At 66.6% G+C, this 15184-nt stretch carries 14 protein-coding genes and 2 pseudogenes; 9 read left to right on the forward strand and 7 right to left on the reverse strand.

Features of this window, described 5'->3' with window-relative positions:
* Positions 1 to 42: 42 nt before the first annotated feature.
* A complete protein-coding gene (locus tag KY499_RS02530; RefSeq protein WP_219886137.1) occupies positions 43 to 1641 on the forward strand; it encodes an ABC-F family ATP-binding cassette domain-containing protein in 1599 nt (532 codons plus the stop codon).
* A 66-nt stretch (positions 1642 to 1707) separates the two neighbouring features.
* On the opposite strand, the gene KY499_RS02535 is transcribed toward KY499_RS02530, so the two are convergent.
* From KY499_RS02535 to KY499_RS02550, 4 genes are read right to left on the reverse strand one after another with little or no spacing between them, the layout of a single operon-like run.
* On the reverse strand, positions 1708 to 2181 hold the full coding sequence (locus KY499_RS02535; RefSeq protein ID WP_123253498.1) for a YbaK/EbsC family protein: 474 nt from the start codon (positions 2179 to 2181) through the stop codon (positions 1708 to 1710).
* A 6-nt stretch (positions 2182 to 2187) separates the two neighbouring features.
* Complete coding sequence (locus KY499_RS02540; RefSeq protein WP_123253499.1) at positions 2188 to 3066, reverse strand: SURF1 family protein; 879 nt, start codon at positions 3064 to 3066, stop codon at positions 2188 to 2190.
* A complete protein-coding gene (locus tag KY499_RS02545) occupies positions 3067 to 3324 on the reverse strand; it encodes a hypothetical protein (protein WP_219886138.1) in 258 nt (85 codons plus the stop codon).
* Positions 3321 to 3806: a DUF3099 domain-containing protein gene (locus KY499_RS02550; protein ID WP_375141115.1), complete on the reverse strand. Its 486-nt coding sequence runs from the start codon at positions 3804 to 3806 to the stop codon at positions 3321 to 3323. Before KY499_RS02550 ends, KY499_RS02545 begins: the two co-directional genes overlap by 4 nt.
* A gap of 150 nt (positions 3807 to 3956) precedes the next feature.
* Here KY499_RS02550 and fabG point away from each other — a divergent pair.
* The 3 genes and pseudogenes from fabG (at position 3957) to KY499_RS02565 (ending at position 6216) form a co-directional block, all read left to right on the forward strand.
* A pseudogene (fabG, locus tag KY499_RS02555) lies at positions 3957 to 4683 on the forward strand (3-oxoacyl-ACP reductase FabG).
* A gap of 226 nt (positions 4684 to 4909) precedes the next feature.
* Positions 4910 to 5329, forward strand: a complete 420-nt coding sequence (locus KY499_RS02560; RefSeq protein WP_123253503.1) for an Hsp20/alpha crystallin family protein — start codon at positions 4910 to 4912, stop codon at positions 5327 to 5329.
* A gap of 131 nt (positions 5330 to 5460) precedes the next feature.
* Entirely contained in the window at positions 5461 to 6216 is a 756-nt protein-coding gene (locus KY499_RS02565; protein ID WP_123253504.1) for an SDR family oxidoreductase, read from the forward strand.
* An 84-nt stretch (positions 6217 to 6300) separates the two neighbouring features.
* Here the strand turns inward: KY499_RS02565 and serB are convergent, their stop codons facing one another.
* Positions 6301 to 7203: a phosphoserine phosphatase SerB gene (gene serB, locus KY499_RS02570; protein ID WP_123253505.1), complete on the reverse strand. Its 903-nt coding sequence runs from the start codon at positions 7201 to 7203 to the stop codon at positions 6301 to 6303.
* A 144-nt stretch (positions 7204 to 7347) separates the two neighbouring features.
* On the opposite strand from serB, the gene KY499_RS02575 reads away from it, so the two are divergent.
* The 5 genes from KY499_RS02575 (at position 7348) to KY499_RS02595 (ending at position 11379) form a co-directional block, all read left to right on the forward strand.
* Positions 7348 to 8133, forward strand: coding sequence for an ABC transporter ATP-binding protein (locus KY499_RS02575; RefSeq protein WP_123253506.1), 786 nt, complete (start codon positions 7348 to 7350; stop codon positions 8131 to 8133).
* A gap of 20 nt (positions 8134 to 8153) precedes the next feature.
* Positions 8154 to 8939, forward strand: coding sequence for a sulfite exporter TauE/SafE family protein (locus tag KY499_RS02580; RefSeq protein ID WP_219886139.1), 786 nt, complete (start codon positions 8154 to 8156; stop codon positions 8937 to 8939).
* Between the two features lie 7 nt (positions 8940 to 8946).
* Complete coding sequence (locus KY499_RS02585) at positions 8947 to 9756, forward strand: RNA methyltransferase (protein WP_123253508.1); 810 nt, start codon at positions 8947 to 8949, stop codon at positions 9754 to 9756.
* Positions 9757 to 9915: 159 nt separating this feature from the next.
* Positions 9916 to 10173 (forward strand): type B 50S ribosomal protein L31, encoded by a 258-nt coding sequence (locus KY499_RS02590; protein ID WP_123253509.1) that lies wholly within the window; start codon positions 9916 to 9918, stop codon positions 10171 to 10173.
* 108 nt (positions 10174 to 10281) lie between these two features.
* Positions 10282 to 11379 (forward strand): biotin/lipoate A/B protein ligase family protein, encoded by a 1098-nt coding sequence (locus tag KY499_RS02595; protein ID WP_219886140.1) that lies wholly within the window; start codon positions 10282 to 10284, stop codon positions 11377 to 11379.
* 66 nt (positions 11380 to 11445) lie between these two features.
* Here KY499_RS02595 and pepN read toward each other — a convergent pair.
* Positions 11446 to 14101, reverse strand: a pseudogene (gene pepN / locus KY499_RS02600) (aminopeptidase N).
* 73 nt (positions 14102 to 14174) lie between these two features.
* Complete coding sequence (locus tag KY499_RS02605) at positions 14175 to 15176, reverse strand: YeiH family protein (RefSeq protein ID WP_123253512.1); 1002 nt, start codon at positions 15174 to 15176, stop codon at positions 14175 to 14177.
* Positions 15177 to 15184: the final 8 nt, after the last annotated feature.

Genomic DNA, 15184 nt, shown 5'->3' on the forward strand with positions numbered 1-15184 from the left:
GCTGCGCCGTGACGTTCCCCGTTGTGAAAGGCCTTACCTGCATTGATTACCGTCCAGGATCTCGAACTGCGCGCCGGCGCCCGCCTCCTCATGGACCAGGTGAGCTTCCGGATCGACAAGGGAGACAAGATCGGCCTTGTGGGCCGGAACGGTGCAGGCAAAACCACGCTGACCCGGGTGCTCGCGGGCGAGGGCCTGCCTGCCGGCGGCAAGGTTACCCGCAGCGGAGAAATTGGCTACCTGCCGCAGGATCCCCGCACTCCGGATATGGAGCAGCTGGCCCGCGACCGGATTCTTTCGGCCCGAGGCCTGGACATTGCCGTCGGAAAGCTCCGGCAGGCGCATGAGGATATGGCCAGCGAGGACGCTGAGGTCCAGCGCAAGGCGATGAACCGGTATGACCGGCTCGAGTCCGAGTTCCTGGCGGGCGGCGGCTATGCGGCCGAAGCCGAGGCCGCGGCGATCTGCTCGAACCTGGCGCTTCCGGACCGACTGCTGAACCAGCCGCTCAGGACCCTGTCCGGCGGCCAGCGCCGGCGCGTCGAGCTCGCCCGCATCCTGTACTCCGATGCCGAAACCATGCTGCTCGATGAGCCCACCAACCACCTCGACGCCGACTCCATCGCCTGGCTCCGGGACTTCCTGAAGAACCACCAGGGCGGGCTGATCGTGATCAGCCACGACACGGAGCTGCTCCAGGCAACTGTCAACAAGGTGTTCCTGCTCGACCCCAACCGGGCCAAGATCGACTTCTACAACATGGACTGGAAGCGCTACCTGACCCAGCGCGAAACAGACGAGCGCGCCCGCAAGCGGGAACGTGCCAACGCCGAGAAGAAGGCGCAGGTCCTCATCGACCAGGCCAATAAGATGCGCGCCAAGGCCACCAAAGCCGTCGCGGCACAGAACATGGCCAAGCGGGCCGAGCGGCTCCTGGGCGGCCTCGAAGCCGTGCGTGCCACCGACCGTGTCGCAGCGCTGCGCTTCCCGGATCCGTCCCCCTGCGGGAAGACCCCGCTCACGGCCGAGGGGCTCAGCAAGTCCTACGGCTCCCTGGAAATCTTCACCAACGTGGACCTCGCCATCGACCGCGGCTCCAAGGTGGTCATCCTGGGCCTCAACGGCGCCGGCAAAACAACCCTGCTGCGGATGCTGGCCGGCGTCGACAAACCCGACACCGGCGAAGTCGTCCCCGGCCACGGTCTGAAGGTCGGCTACTACGCCCAGGAGCACGAGACGCTCGACGTCGACCGGACCGTTCTGCAGAACATGCGCTCCTCGGCCCCGGATATGAACGACGCGGAAGTGCGCAACATTCTGGGCTCCTTCCTGTTCTCCGGCGACGACGTCGACAAGCCTGCCGGTGTGCTCTCAGGTGGCGAGAAGACCCGTCTGGCGTTGGCCACGATCGTTGCCTCCAGCGCGAATGTGCTGCTCCTCGACGAGCCGACCAACAACCTTGACCCCGCCAGCCGCGCCGAAATCCTCGGCGCCCTCAGCAACTACACCGGCGCCGTCGTTCTGGTCAGCCACGACGAGGGTGCCGTAGAGGCCTTGAACCCGGAGCGTGTTGTACTGCTGCCCGACGGCGACGAGGACCTCTGGAACGAGGACTACCTGGACCTGATCACACTGGCGTAGCAGCCGGCGATGTGCCCCGGGCGTCCCGGGCACGCCAATTGCGTGCCGGACAGAACCGGCGGCCGGTCAGCGGACCGGCATTTCCTCGGCGCCCGTGATTCTTTGCAGCTCCCGGTAGCCGATGGAAAACATGGCGTGGTGGTCTCCGGCACCGGCCCACAGGACGGGGTGCCCGGCGAGCGAGCTGTCCAGGATGGTGCGGATCCGCGCCGGATGGCCCAGCGGGGCGACACCGCCGATCGCCTGGCCGGTGTGTTCGAGCACGAAGCCGGGCGTGGCACGGCGGATTCTTCCGGTGCCCAGCCGGGCCGCGACCAGGACGACGTCGACTTTGGCGGCGCCGCTGGCAAGGATCAGCAGGGGCGCGCCGTTGAGGTCGAACACGAGGCTGTTGGTGACGGCGGCGACGGCGCAGCCCAGCGCGGAAGCCGCGGCGGCCGCCGTCGGGACTTCCGTGGCTAAGATCCGCACGGTGTCCGCGGCGCCGGCTGCGACCAGTGCACTCCTGACGTTGGCGACCGGCTCCAGGGTCACCAGCATCGCCCGTCAGTACCCCTGGGCATCCAGGATGGCATCTTCCTCTTCCTCCGCGGTCGCCTGCCGGCGCTTCCGCGGGGCCGCTTGACGCCGTACCGCTGGTCCGCTCGAGTGGAGAACCAGGCCGTCCTCCGCAGCAAGCTCAGCATCCTCCGCGTCGATCGCCGCATTCCGGGCCTGCTGCCGGGCCGCGTAGCCGAAACCAATAAACATCAGGACCCCGAACGCGAACCACTGCAGCGAATAGGACAAGTGGGTTCCCTCTACCGTGGACGGCATGGGGAAGGGGAACGGCATGTCGGAAACGGACGGGCTTTCGGACGCCAGTTGACCGTAGGCGCCCGTCAGCAGAGGGTAGCCCAGGTCGGCTGAATAGGACCCGAGATCAATCGACGCCAGCTGGCCTTCCGGGGCGCCACGCTGCAGTTGCGGTTCGGCAGGCTTCAGGCGGGCCACCACCGTCACCGTCCCCGTGGGCGGTGCGGGGACCGAATCGGGACGGCCGGGAGTGTTGTTCCCGATGGGCAGCCAGCCACGGTCGACAACCACCGTTTCGCCGCTGTCCAGCCGGAACGGCACCACGACTTCGTAGCCGGGCTGGCCGTTGAGGGGCCTGTTGCGGACGATCCGCTGGTCGGAAACAAGGTAGCTGCCGCGCAGTTCCACGGGCGTCCACTCACGCTCGGCGTCGAGCGAGGCGAATTGTTCCCGGACAGCGGCGAACGGGACCGGATCAGCGGTGTAGTTCGACACCACACGGTTGATTTCTGCGAGGGTCTCCGCCCGGCGGTCCATTTGCCACCGGCCGAGCCCGACGCAGGCTGCGGCGAAGATCGCGGCCAGGAGCAGGTACCCGAGCCATTTCCTCGAGAACAGAAAACGGTACATTCAGCTGACCTTGCCGGAAACGTCGAGGGCGACGGTGTCTTTCCAGAGCCCGCGGGTCTGCAGGTAGTCCTCGAGCCACTCCCGGTGGTCCCCACAGGCCATCCAGATCTTCCGCCGCTCCGGGGTATGGATTTTCGGGTTGTTCCACAACAGTTGACACTCGGCGTCGGCACGGCAGGCCTTCCGCGAACAGAGCACGCCGACGGCAGCGGCCTGGTCCGCCGTCCCGGCGGTGCCGGCCAGATCAAAGAGGTTCATGAAGCAGCCCGTCTCTGGTTTTCATTGTCGTCCTCGTCGTCCTCGTCGTCCTCGTCGTTATCGTCTTCTTCATCATCGATGAGTTCGCCCTGCAGCAGCACCATGGACGGATCGTCCCGATCCGGACCTTCAGCGCCGGAATCCGCCCCGCCGGTCGAACCGGCCGAAGACACTTGACCCTCAAGTTCAGCCAGCGGCGCGTTATCCAGGAGCGAGTCGCTGTGGATCTCGGCCGTGTCGCCTCCATTGGCGATCACCACCGCGACCCACGGCAGGAACACGGCACCAATGATTGGAAGCAGCCGCCACCAGCCGTCCAGTACGAAGACCAGGATCAGGCACACCATGCGGATACCCATTGCCACGGCGTACTTGATCATGCGCTGCCGCATCTCTGCGGAATGCGCAGTGGCGGCGTCCGTGATGCTGTGCACCTCGGTGTCGCCGGGCACCGGCTCACCGTGTCGATTCTTGAGTGTCAAAGTTGTCAGATCACGCTCCCGAGGCTTACCACAATTCTCTCACCATCGGCGGTGCCGCCCAAACGAAGCCGGTGCGGGCGCTAAGATCGGAGGCAGTAAAAATCCGCCCCCAGCGCGGCGCCGACGCGCCGCAGAATTCCGGAGCATGTTATGACTGACACATCCACCACCGGCCGCAGCGTTCTGATCACTGGCGGCAACCGCGGGATCGGGCTGGCAATTGCACAGTCTTTTCTGGCCAACGGGGACAAAGTGGCGGTCACTTACCGCAGCGCATCCGAACTGCCCGCCGGGATCCTGGGTGTAAAGGCCGATGTTACAGACGAAGCGTCGGTGGACGCCGCCTTCACCGAAGTAGAAGCCGCCCACGGTCCGGTGGAAGTGCTGGTCGCCAACGCCGGCATCACGAAGGACACCCTGCTCATGCGGATGAGCGAGGACGACTTCACCTCGGTCATCGACACCAACCTCACCGGCGCTTTCCGGGTCATCAAGCGGGCTTCCAAAGGCATGATCCGGGCCAGGAAGGGCCGTGTGGTTCTTATCTCCTCGGTTTCCGGCATGTTCGGCGCACCCGGCCAAATCAACTACTCGGCGTCCAAGTCCGGGCTGGTCGGCATCGCCCGCTCGCTCACCCGCGAACTCGGCGGCCGCGGCATCACCGCCAATGTGATCGCACCGGGCTTTATCAACACGGACATGACCGCCGAACTGACGGAAGCGACCCAGAAGGACTACCTCACCAAGGTCCCCGCCGGCCGCTTCGCAGAGGCCCTCCGAGGTCGCCAACGTCGTCCGCTGGATCGCCAGCGACGAAGCCGCCTACATTTCCGGTGCGATCATCCCGGTTGATGGCGGACTCGGCATGGGCCACTAAGTCCAGCCACCGAGCCGGTTTTCACCGCGGCGTCCCGGCAGTCGACGGCGGCTTTGGTTCGAATTCCCACGGCCGCTGTCGCCTGCAGCAGGCGGCGCCGCGGCCCGGGTCCCGGCACCGGGCCGCCAGCGCAGGACTTTGCCCTTGCCAGCGGCACTCCGGGGGCGTGTACTGGGCTTACAGCCCCGCCGCGCCGAGGTCGGGGCGTGCAACCGGGAGGAAGGCCATGGCCGAATCAAACAAGTGGGCGCCCTCAGACATGCTTGAGCCGATCAAGCGTTTCCTCGATGGTGACCTCGCCGTGACGCCGACGATTAAGGTCGAACAGTTCCAGGATGGCACCACCCTCGTGGTCCGCGCCGAAGTGCCCGGAATCGATCCCGACAAGGACGTCGACGTCTCCGTCAGCGACGGCATGCTGCACATTAAAGCCGAGCGCGAAGAGAAATCCGAACACAAAGGCAAGGCCGGATACCGGTCCGAGTTCCGCTACGGCTCGTTCACCCGCAGCATCACGTTGCCGGCCGGGGCCAGGGAAGAAGACATCACTGCCACCTACAAGGACGGAATCCTCGAAGTGTGCGCGCCCGCTCCCGTGCCGCCGACAGCTGAGTCGGGCAGGAAGATCCGCATCGACCACGGCTGAACCATCCGTGCCGCCGGAACTACCCGGCCTCGGCTTCTTTGTGGACCCTGGACAACCCAAATAGACCGTCCCGCTGGCATGATGGACAGCAGCCCGACAGTATTTGGACGTTTGGAACAAAAGGAGCTCGAATGGGAATGCTGGACAACAAGACAGCGATCGTGACCGGATCATCGCGTGGAATCGGCGCCGACGTCGCCAAGCTGCTCGCCGCGGAAGGCGCTGCCGTCGTCGTCAACTACCGCCAGAAGGCACCCCGCGCGAACAAGGTTGTCGCCGAAATCGAAGCCAACGGGGGCCGCGCGGCCGCCGTAGGAGCCGACCTCACCAGCCAGGACGGCGTTCAGGCCCTGGCCAGCGCCGCCATGGAGAACTTCGGTTCCCTCGACATCCTGGTCCTGAACGCCTCCGGCGGAATGGAATCCGGCATGGAGGAGGGCTACGCGCTCAAGCTCAACCGCGATGCCCAGGTCAACATGCTCAACGCCGCCGTGCCGCTGATGCCCGAAGGCTCGCGCGTCGTTTTCGTGACAAGCCACCAGGCCCACTTCATCAACACCGTCCCGACCATGCCCGATTACGAGCAGGTCGCCCGCAGCAAGCGCGCCGGTGAAGACGCCTTGCGCGAACTCGTGCCGGCGCTGGCGGATAAGGGCATCACCCTCGTCGTTGTGTCGGGGGACATGATCGAGGGCACGGTCACCGCCACGCTCCTGGACCGTGCTGCGCCCGGCGCCATCGAGGCCCGCCGCGCCGAAGCCGGGAAGCTGTTCTCGGTTCAGGAATTCGCCGCAGAGATCACAAAGATGGTCACGGCCGACGTCGAATCCGGACACACGGAGTACGCCGGCGGTTCGGAGTACTTCGGCAAGGGCGCCGGCAACTAGCCGGCAACCTCTCCGGGATGACAGATCCCGGGCACCGTTCCTGACGACGAGTGCCCGGGATCTGTCATCTTGCGTGCAGGCGCGTCACACACCAGTGATGTGCCGCACAACATCAAGATAAGGAACGTTGATGGCGGCGTCCGCGGCGGCCCGTACGGCCGGCTTCGCGTTGAACGCAATACCGAGCCCGGCGGCGCCGAGCATGTCGAGGTCATTGGCGCCGTCGCCGACGGCGATGGTGTGCTCCATTGGAATTCCCTCGGCGGCCGCCCATTCCCGCAGGTACTTCTCTTTCGCGGCGCGGTCGATCACAGCGCCGAGAACCTTGCCGGTGAGTGCGCCGTCGACAATTTCCAGTTCGTTCGCGATCCAGTGGTGAAGGCCGAGGTCCGCGGCGATCGGCCGCAGAATCTGGTTGAACCCGCCGGAGACCACGGCCACAGCATGGCCTGCCGCCTGGAACGCGGCCACCAGTTCCGCCGCACCTTCCGTGAGCCTGACTTCGGCACGGACGGCGTCGACGACGTCGGCCGGCAGCCCGGCGAGCACCGCCACGCGGGCATGCAGGCTTTGCGCGAAATCGAGTTCGCCGCGCATCGCAGCCTCGGTCACCGCTGCAACTTCCTCGCGCTTGCCGGCGTACGCGGCGAGCAGTTCGATCACCTCCTGCTGGATGAGGGTTGAGTCCACATCCATGATCAGGAGCTTCCGGGCGGCATTTCGCAGCTCTACGGGGACGAGCGCGGTGTCCACCCCGTCGCCCCCGGCGCCGGCAACAACATGCCGCAGCCCGGCCAGGCCCGCCGTATCCGGGCCACCCCCCGTACCCAGGGTGCAGTCGGCGGTATGCACGGAAAACCGGTCATCGCCTGTGCGGGTTTCACCGTCAACGCTCAACCCCGCCTCGGCCAGGGTCGAGCGCACCTGCTGGACGTTGGTCAGGGACAATTTCAGGCCGTAGCTCACTGCAGTCACGTTCGAACTCATGGCTGCAATCCTAGCGAGCAGGCACGCGAGGGCCCGAATCCGGCCGGCTCCCGCCGCGCCCGCATGACGGCCCGGCGGATCCGTGCCGCCCGGCCCCGGTGCCGGTTATCAGTCGTCCGCTTTTTTGTCCTAGTGTCTACTCCTATGAGTGATGTTCTTGAATTGGCCGCCGTCAGCGTTGTACGTGGGGCAAAAACCCTGTTGGACAAGGTCGACTGGCAGGTCAACGAAGGCGAACGCTGGGTAATCCTGGGCCCCAACGGCGCCGGCAAGACCACTCTGCTGCAGGTCGCCGCCGCCCGGCTCCACCCCACATCCGGTATGGCCGGAATCCTCGAGGAAGTCATCGGCGCCGTCGACGTCTTTGAACTCAGGCCGCGGATCGGGCTGTCCTCCGCCGCCCTCGCCAACCAGATTCCCGAAGATGAGAAGGTCCTCAACGTCGTGGTCACCGCCGCCTACGGGGTCACGGGCCGCTGGCGGGAAGGCTACGAGAAAGCCGACGAGCGCCGCGCCTTCGGCCTGTTGAACGAGTGGGGGATGGGTCCGCTGCTCAACCGGCCGTTCGCCTCGCTCTCGGAAGGCGAACGCAAACGGGTGCAGATTGCCCGTGCCCTCATGACGGACCCGGAACTGCTGCTCCTCGATGAGCCCGGCGCCGGACTCGACCTCGCCGGCCGCGAGGACCTGGTCCGGCGGCTGAGCGAACTGGCCCGCGACGAGTCCGCACCGGCGATCGTCCTCGTCACCCACCACCTCGAAGAAGTCCCGCCAGGCTTCACCCACGCCATGCTGATGCGCGACGGCGGCGTGGTGGCCGCCGGCCCGCTCACCGAGGTCCTCACCGCCGAAAACCTGAGCGAGACCTTCGGCCTGCCGCTCGCTGTCAGCGCCAACGCAGGCCGGTACACCGCCACCGCACGCCACTGACCAGGGGCTGCTGAGCGCGCGTGGAGTTCTTCAACAGCGTCATCATCTTCTTCGCCGGACTCTGGGCAGGCACCATCAACAGTGTTGTCGGCTCCGGCACACTCGTGACATTCCCGGTCCTGATTGCCCTCGGCTTCGCTCCAGTGACGGCGTCCATCAGCAACGCCACAGGGCTTGTGGCCGGCAACGCTGCCGGCGCCTGGGGTTACCGGCGGGAGCTCGCAGGCCGCCGGAAGCAGCTGCTCCGGCTCCTTCCCGCGTCGCTGCTGGGCGGCATCACCGGCGCCTACCTGTTGCTGAACCTGCCTGAGAAGGTCTTTCACTACGCGGCGCCGGCGCTGATTGTCCTGGCACTCCTTCTGGTGGTCTTCCAGCCGCGGCTTCAGCGCTGGGTGAAGGACCGCGAGCAAAACCCTGAACACGCCCTCCGCGACCGCAGCCACGGCGCCCTGCTCATCGTCCTGGTATACCTGGCCGGTGTCTACGGCGGTTATTTCGTCGCGGCCCAGGGAATCCTGCTGGTCGGCATTCTTGGGGTGTTTATGACGGGGACGATGCAGAACGCCAACGCCATGAAGAACGTCCTCGTCCTCGGTGTGAACGTCGTGGCGGCTATCTCCTACCTGCTCTTTGCCTTCGACCGGATCGAATGGGGGGTCGTGGGGCTGATCGCCGTCAGTTCCCTGATCGGTGGAGGGGTCGGGTCCAAGGTGGGGCGCAGGCTTCACCCGGCCGTCCTCCGGGGCGTCATTTTCACCCTCGGCCTTGTCGCCCTGGGATTCCTGATCGCCAACCTGCTGAAATGAACGCGCCATGACCTTCCACTATCTAGACTCCGCCAGTGATCCCCGGGTCGGTGACTACACCCGGCTCACGGACGTGCACCTGCGCAAGGTGCGGGAACCAGCTGAAGGCCTGTACATCGCCGAGTCCTCCCGGGTCCTGCGCCGTGCGCTGGCGGCTGGTCACCGGCCCAGGTCCTTCTTCCTGGCGGAAAAGTGGATCGAGGACCTCACCGACATCTTCGCCCTGTACCCGGAGGTGCCCGCCTTCATCGGTTCCGCCGCGCTGCTGGAAGAGATCACCGGATTCCACCTGCACCGGGGTGCGATGGCTGCCATGCACCGGCCGGCGCCTGTGCCGCTGGACGATCTGCTGGCCGGCGCCCGGCGGGTCGCCGTGCTCGAGGACATCGTGGACCACACGAACGTCGGTGCGATCTTCCGCTCCGCGGCCGCGCTCGACGTCGACGCGGTCCTCGTCTCGCCGCGCTGCGGCGACCCCCTGTACCGGCGCAGCGTCCGGGTGAGCATGGGGACCGTGTTTCAGGTGCCGTGGGCGCGGCTCGAGGACTGGCAGGGCGGCCTCGCCGAACTCCGCCGGCACGGTTTCACCGTGGCGGCCATGGAGCTCACGGACGACGCCGTCACCCTCGACGACCTGGCCGCGCGCCGGCCCGAAAGGCTCGCCCTGGTGCTGGGCACGGAAGGGGCAGGGATGAGCGCGGAGACTCTCGCCGCCGTCGACCTGGCGGTCAAAATCCCGATGCGTGCCGGGGTTGATTCGCTCAACGTCGCGGCAGCATCTGCCGTGGCGTTCTGGGAGTTGCGGCCGAGGGGCTGACGGCAGCCGCCGGTGGCATGCCAAGCGGTATCACAAGCTGTCAACAGAGTTGACGCTTTTCCGCTATGCTTGATTGCTGGCTGTGCGGTGCTTTCCGTCAGCCATCCCATTCATACCTGGCAACTGGCAAAATCCAGTTGTGCGAACAAAGGCCCAATTATGAAGTCTGATATCCACCCGAAGTACGAAGCTGTTGTTTTCAACGACCTGGCTTCCGGCGTTCAGTTCCTGACCAAGTCCACCGTGTCTTCCAAGAAGACCATCGAGTGGGAAGACGGAAACACCTACCCGGTCATCGACGTCGAAATCTCCTCCGAGTCCCACCCGTTCTACACGGGCAAGCAGCGCATCATGGACTCCGCAGGCCGCGTCGAGCGCTTCAACGCTCGCTTCAAGGGCTTCGGCGGCAAGAAGTAATACTTCTCCCCAAGGTCTGTTTGGAAAAGCCCGCACCGGCGACGGTGCGGGCTTTTCGCGTTCCGCCTCCGGCCCGGCAGCAGAACCGGGCGTGGCAGGATTGGGGACATGACAAGCTTCCCTCTGTATCCCGGTGCCGGCATCGAGGCCGGCCGTCACCACGGGGAATATAAGGTTCCCGGCGGCAAACTGGTCGTAGCCGACGTCTGCGTCGAGGATGGCGTCCTGGTCGATGTCTCGCTCAGTGGAGATTTCTTCCTGGAACCGGACGAGGCGCTGCTGGAGATCAACAGGGCACTGACCGGGCTGCCGGCGGATTCCGGCGCCGCCGAGCTGGCCGCTGCGGTCACAGCGGCCCTGCCGTCCGGCTCCGTCCTGTTCGGTTTCTCCGCCGACGCCGTCGCGGTTGCCGTCCGCCGCGCCCTCGCGAAGGCCACCGGCTGGTCCGACCACCACTGGAACATCATCGGTCCCACCGTTCTGCCCACCCACCTCAACGTTGCCCTGGACGAGGTCCTGACCGAGGAGGTTGGCGCCGGACGGCGTAATCCCACCCTGCGGTTCTGGGACTGGGAAGAGCCATCCGTGGTGATCGGCAGCTTCCAATCCGTCCGCAACGAACTCCACCCCGAAGGCGTCGCACGGCACGGAATCAGCGTGGTGCGCCGGATCAGCGGCGGGGGAGCGATGTTTATGGAGGCCGGCAACTGCATCACGTACTCGCTGTACCTTCCGCAGACCCTCGTGGACGGCATCAGCTTCGCCGATTCCTACGGCTTCCTGGACGCCTGGGTGATGGCGGCGCTGGAACGGCTGGGCATTAGCGCCTTCTACGTCCCGTTGAACGACATCGCCACGGACCAGGGCAAGATTGGCGGCGCAGCGCAGAAACGGCTCGCGAACGGCGGCATGCTGCACCACGTCACCATGAGCTACGACATGGACGCCGACAAGATGCTTGAGGTCCTGCGGATCGGCAAGGAGAAACTGTCGGACAAAGGCACAAGGAGCGCCAAGAAACGGGTGGACCCGCTCCGCCGCCAGACCGGCATGGCGCGCGGGGAGATCGTGGCCGCGATGATCGAGGTCTTCACGGACCGCTACGACGCCACGTCCTCAGAACTGACCGGCGCCGAACTGGCGGAAGCCCGGCGCCGCGTCGAGGCAAAATTCGGCACGGACGAATGGCTGCACCGGGTGCCGTAGCCGCCCGGACCGAAAACCGCCGGTAAGCCCGTCCGTGCTGCCGGCGGCCGGTCCCGGTGGACTGGGCTAGACCGGGGAAACTTCCACCGCGGCTGTCCGGGCTGCAAACTGGGCGCTCAGTGCCCGATGCAGGTGGCTCCGCTGTTCGATGATGATGCGCCGCAGAGCCCGCGGCGAGCCGGGGTGGTCAGCAAGCCACTGATCCGTCCGCAGGATCACCGGGTGGGACGCCGGGGTCCCGCTGTGCCCGTCGGGTCCCCGCCCGTCCAGGTCCTGCCCCGCCGGATACAGGCCACGGACAATCCGGCTGGCGATCTCGATGCTGCGGCCCGTCCACACTTCTTCCAGGCTCTCGAAGTAGCGGTCGATGAAGTCAGCGAGCAATGCCGCCGGTCCGGTGTTGAAGCCGGCGATGGTGGCGCCCAGCAACTGGTTGGACAGCGTGGTGCCGTGGACCGCAGCCTGCCAGGCGGCTTCTTTGACGTCCGCCCCGGGGCGGGCTGTCATGGCCGTGGTGTGGCCGGACCGGCCGGCGGCCGTATTGTCCCGGAGCAACTCATCACTGAGCTGCGCGATGGACGCCTGGCCGTTGGCCGCGAGGGCGTGCCAGAAATTCCAGCGAAGCTCGGCGTCGACGGCGAGGCCTTCGGGCACGGTTGTGCCGGCCAGGATGCCGCGGATCAGGTCCAGCCGGCCCGCATCGTAGCGGCTGGTTGCGGCCAGGGTGCGGGGCCCAGGCCAGCTGCGGGTCTGAGCCCGGTGCGGCCGTGAGCAACCCGTCGGCGGCCAGCGAAAGGAAACTGCGCCGCACGTCGGCCCGTTGCTCCCGTGGCGTGTAGCGTTCGATAGCGGTGGAGGCGTTGCCCAGCACGTTGAGCAGGACGCCGATGCCGGTCTCGGACGGGCCGAAGCGCCGGACCGCGTCGACGTACAGGGACGCGGGCGTCACGGCGTCGCGGGCGGAATCCCACAGGGCCGTCCAGCACAGGGCCCGGGCCATCGGGTCACTGATGCGGTCCAGGGAGGCCCGGGCGGTAGCCTCGGAGTGCGCATCGAGCCGTACCTTGGCGTAGCTGAGGTCCTCATCGTTGACCAGCAAGAGCGCCGGCCGCGGCTTTCCGGCCAGGACCGCGAGTTCCGTCCGGGGGCCGGCGACATCGGTCTCGACGCTGTCGCTGCGGACCAGGGCACCGGCGTCGTCCAAGTTGTAGAAGCCGATCCGCAGCCGGTGCGGCCGCGGTTCCTGCCGGCCGGTGATCGGATCCTCGGCATCCTGGAAAACCGTTACGGCGCCCAGCACGCCGTCGCGCTCCGTGATCTCGCTGGTGAGGGTCGAGATGCCGGAGGTTTGGAGCCACTGGCGGGCCCATTCCCCAAGGTCGCGGCCGGATGCGGCGCTGAGCACGGCCAGGAGTTCGGTCAGCGTCGTGTTGCCGTAGGCATGGTCCTTGAAGTACTGGCGTGACCCTGCGATGAAGGCGTCGAAGCCCACGTAGGCGACGAGTTGCTTAAGCACGGAGGCACCCTTGGCGTAGGTTATTCCGTCGAAGTTCTGCTTGGCGGCCTCAAGGTCCGGGATGTCCGCGACGATCGGATGGGTCGTGGGAAGCTGGTCCTGGACGTAGGCCCAGGACTTGCGGTTGTTCGCGAAGTTCACCCATGCCGTGTCCCAATCCGTGGTCCGGTCGACCCCGAGAGTCCCCATGTAGTCCGCGAAGGACTCCTTGAGCCACAGGTCGTCCCACCACTGCATAGTGACGAGGTCACCGAACCACATGTGCGCCATTTCGTGCAGCAACGTGTTGGCGCGGGCCTGATACTGCGAATCGGCGGCTCGGGAAGTGAACACATAGCTCTCGGTGAAGGTCACGAGGCCCGGATTTTCCATCGCGCCCAGATTGTATTCCGGGACAAAAGCCTGATCGTACTTGCCCCACGGATAGGGGAAATCGAAGAGCTCGTTAAAGAAGTCGAGGCCGTTCCTGGTGAGCGTGAAAAGCTCCCCGGTGTCGAAGGACGGTGCCATGGATGCGCGGCAGTACAGGGCAAGCGGCACCTCGAGGGCCGTCCCGTCGGCGCGGGTTCCGGTCCAGGAGTCTTCGGCCTTGAAATACGGGCCGGCCAGCACGGAGGTGATGTAAGTGGACACCGGCCGGGTGGGCACGAAATCCCAGCGGCTCGCGGCGGGGTCGGCGGTCAGGACCGTGCGATCCGATGCGGCGCCGTTGGAGGCCACGTGCCAGTCCGCGGGGGCGATGACGTGGAAGGTGAATTCGGCCTTGAGGTCCGGCTGTTCGAAGTTCGCGAAAACCCGGCGCGCGTCGGCGGGCTCGTACTGCGTGTAGAGGTAGCACTGCCCGTCGGCCGGGTCGAAGAAACGGTGCATCCCCTCGCCGGAGGTGCTGTACAGGGCGGTGCCGGTGACGGTCACCTGGTTCTCGGCCTGCAGGTTCTCGAGCCGGATCCGGGCGCCGTCCACGACGTCGGCGACGGCGAGGCCCTTGCCGTTCAAGAAGACGCTGTGCACCTCGCCGCTGATGAAGTCCAGGAACGTCGAGGACCCGGGCTCGTTCGCCGAGAAGGTGATGACGCTGCGGCTTGTGTAGCCGGCAACGTTCGGGTCCGCTGCCAGCCGTACGTCCAGGGAGACGTCATAGCTGTGCGTGGTGATCAGGGCTGAGCGGACTGCCGCTTCATCGCGGCGCAGGTTCTGGTTCGACACCCTGCAATCTAATCACGCTGTGCGGGTGCAGCCGGCTGGACGGAGATTCAGGCGCAGCCCCGACGACGGCAACTCAACCCTGGTTGAACATCAGCCTGGCGGCTGCCAGGCCGAGTACGGCAATCAGCAGCCAGGACGCCAGAGCGGCGAGCAGGGCACGGGAACCGGTGTGCAGGAGCTGCCGCACCCGGACGGCGGAGCCGAGTCCGAAGAGTGCCATGCCCAGGAGGATGTCCTGCAGGACGGCGGCGGCGTCCAGCGCCTCGGGGGAGAGCCAGCCGGTGGTGCGCAGGGCCGCCAGAGCCACGAAGCCGAGAATAAAGAGGGGAATGATCGGTGGCCGGGATCCGTCCGCGCCGGCCCCCATCCGGTGGTGGATACCGGCGACGGCGACGATGGGTGCCAGCAGGATCACGCGGGCCAGTTTAACGACCACGCCGATCGCAAGGGCAGAAGCCCCGGCCGTCTGGGCGGTGGCCACCACCTGCCCGACGTCGTGCACCGAGGCGCCGGCCCAGGCGCCAAAGACTTTCGGTCCCAGGCCCAGCGGCTGGATGAGCAACGGCAGCACCCCAATGGCCAGGGTGCCGCACAGAGTCACCAGGGCCACGGGGAGCACGGTATCCACATGCCTGATCCGGCGCACGGCGGCCATCGCCCCGATGGCGGATGCCCCGCAGATCGCGAAGCCCGTAGCGACGAGCAACGACACGGTGGGCGGAAGCCGGAAGAGCCGGCTGATGCCATACGTGCCGGCGAACGCGGCCGCCACGACGCCCGCGATCAGCAGCAGGGCCACCCAGCCGAGACCCAGCACGTCCGCCAGGCTCACTTTAAGGCCGAGCACCACGATCCCGGCCCGCATCAAGTGCTTGCCGGCGAAATCGAGGCCGGGACGTCCGGCCCCCGCCGTCCAGACAGCGGCGCCCGGAAGATTGGCTGCGAGCAGTCCCAGCATCACGGCGACCGTCATCGCCGGCAGCGTGGGCACCAGCATGTGCACAGCCAAAGCGAGTCCGACGGCGGCCGCAGCACCCAGCAGGCCGGGGGCGAGGGGACGCGCCCGGGCGCCCATCTGATGCA

It is taken from the genome of Arthrobacter sp. PAMC25284 (genome assembly GCF_019443425.1).
Taxonomy (GTDB): domain Bacteria; phylum Actinomycetota; class Actinomycetes; order Actinomycetales; family Micrococcaceae; genus Arthrobacter; species Arthrobacter oryzae_A.

Coding starts and splice junctions, on each gene's coding strand:
- KY499_RS02560 (WP_123253503.1), top strand. CDS start 4,910: ATGGCCGAATCAAACAAGTGGGCGCCCTCAGACATGCTTGAGCCGATC.
- KY499_RS02595 (WP_219886140.1), top strand. CDS start 10,282: ATGACAAGCTTCCCTCTGTATCCCGGTGCCGGCATCGAGGCCGGCCGT.
- KY499_RS02590 (WP_123253509.1), top strand. CDS start 9,916: ATGAAGTCTGATATCCACCCGAAGTACGAAGCTGTTGTTTTCAACGAC.
- serB (WP_123253505.1), bottom strand. CDS start 7,203: ATGAGTTCGAACGTGACTGCAGTGAGCTACGGCCTGAAATTGTCCCTG.
- KY499_RS02565 (WP_123253504.1), top strand. CDS start 5,461: ATGGGAATGCTGGACAACAAGACAGCGATCGTGACCGGATCATCGCGT.
- KY499_RS02535 (WP_123253498.1), bottom strand. CDS start 2,181: ATGCTGGTGACCCTGGAGCCGGTCGCCAACGTCAGGAGTGCACTGGTC.
- KY499_RS02575 (WP_123253506.1), top strand. CDS start 7,348: ATGAGTGATGTTCTTGAATTGGCCGCCGTCAGCGTTGTACGTGGGGCA.
- KY499_RS02545 (WP_219886138.1), bottom strand. CDS start 3,324: ATGAACCTCTTTGATCTGGCCGGCACCGCCGGGACGGCGGACCAGGCC.
- KY499_RS02605 (WP_123253512.1), bottom strand. CDS start 15,176: ATGGGCGCCCGGGCGCGTCCCCTCGCCCCCGGCCTGCTGGGTGCTGCG.
- KY499_RS02540 (WP_123253499.1), bottom strand. CDS start 3,066: ATGTACCGTTTTCTGTTCTCGAGGAAATGGCTCGGGTACCTGCTCCTG.
- KY499_RS02585 (WP_123253508.1), top strand. CDS start 8,947: ATGACCTTCCACTATCTAGACTCCGCCAGTGATCCCCGGGTCGGTGAC.